The organism is Nonomuraea deserti (assembly GCF_004348685.1).
Lineage (GTDB): Bacteria > Actinomycetota > Actinomycetes > Streptosporangiales > Streptosporangiaceae > Nonomuraea > Nonomuraea deserti.
This window is the reverse complement of record NZ_SMKO01000421.1, coordinates 1-1,080: the sequence shown is the minus strand read 5'-3', so window position 1 is coordinate 1,080 and position 1,080 is coordinate 1. Positions and strand designations below refer to the sequence as shown.

General features: G+C 63.8%; 1 protein-coding gene. It reads left to right on the top strand.

Annotated elements, in window-relative coordinates; genetic code table 11:
- Positions 1-1,080, top strand: a 1,080-nt coding sequence (locus E1292_RS50465; protein ID WP_132606883.1) for an inositol-3-phosphate synthase, incomplete at its 5' end; no start/stop codon positions are given.

The window sequence follows — 1,080 nt, the reverse complement described above, 5'->3', positions numbered from 1 at the left end:
ATGGGTTCGGTTCGCGTGGCCATTGTCGGTGTCGGCAACTGCGCGTCGTCGCTGGTCCAGGGCGTTCACTACTACAAGGACGCCGACCCGGACGTACGGGTCCCGGGCCTGATGCACGTGAAGTTCGGCGATTACCACGTCGGCGACGTCGAGTTCGTCGCGGCCTTCGACGTCGACGCCAAGAAGGTCGGCCGCGACCTGTCCGAGGCGATCGTCGCCAGCGAGAACAACACCATCAAAATCACCGACGTGCCACCCACCGGAGTGACCGTGCAACGCGGACACACCCACGACGGCCTCGGCGAGTTCTACCAGGACATCATCGAAGAATCCGACGAGACACCCGTCGACGTGGTCCACATCCTGCGCGAGCAGCAGGTCGACGTCCTGGTCTCCTACCTGCCCGTCGGCAGCGAAGACGCCGACCGCTTCTACGCCCAATGCGCCCTGGACGCGGGCGTCGCCTTCGTCAACGCCCTGCCCGTCTTCATCGCCTCCGACCCCCACTGGGCAGCCAAATTCACCCAAGCAGGCGTCCCCATCATCGGCGACGACATCAAATCCCAGGTCGGCGCCACCATCACCCACCGCGTGATGGCCAAACTCTTCGAAGACCGCGGCGTCGAACTCCTGCGCACCTACCAACTCAACTTCGGCGGCAACATGGACTTCATGAACATGCTGGAGCGCAAGCGCCTGCAGTCCAAGAAGATCTCCAAAACCCAGTCGGTCACCTCGCAGATCCCCCGCGAAATGGGCAAAAGCGACGTCCACATCGGCCCGTCCGACCACGTGCCCTGGCTCGACGACCGCAAATGGGCCTACGTCCGACTCGAAGGCCGCTCCTTCGGCGACACCCCACTCAACCTCGAATACAAACTCGAAGTATGGGACTCCCCCAACTCCGCCGGCATCATCATCGACGCCGTCCGCGCCGCCAAGATCGCCCTCGACCGCGGCATCGCCGGCCCCATCCTGTCGGCCTCCTCCTACTTCATGAAGTCACCCCCCGAGCAGTACTCCGACGACCAGGCCCGCGACTACGTCGAGAAATTCATCCGCGGAGAGGTCGAACGCTGA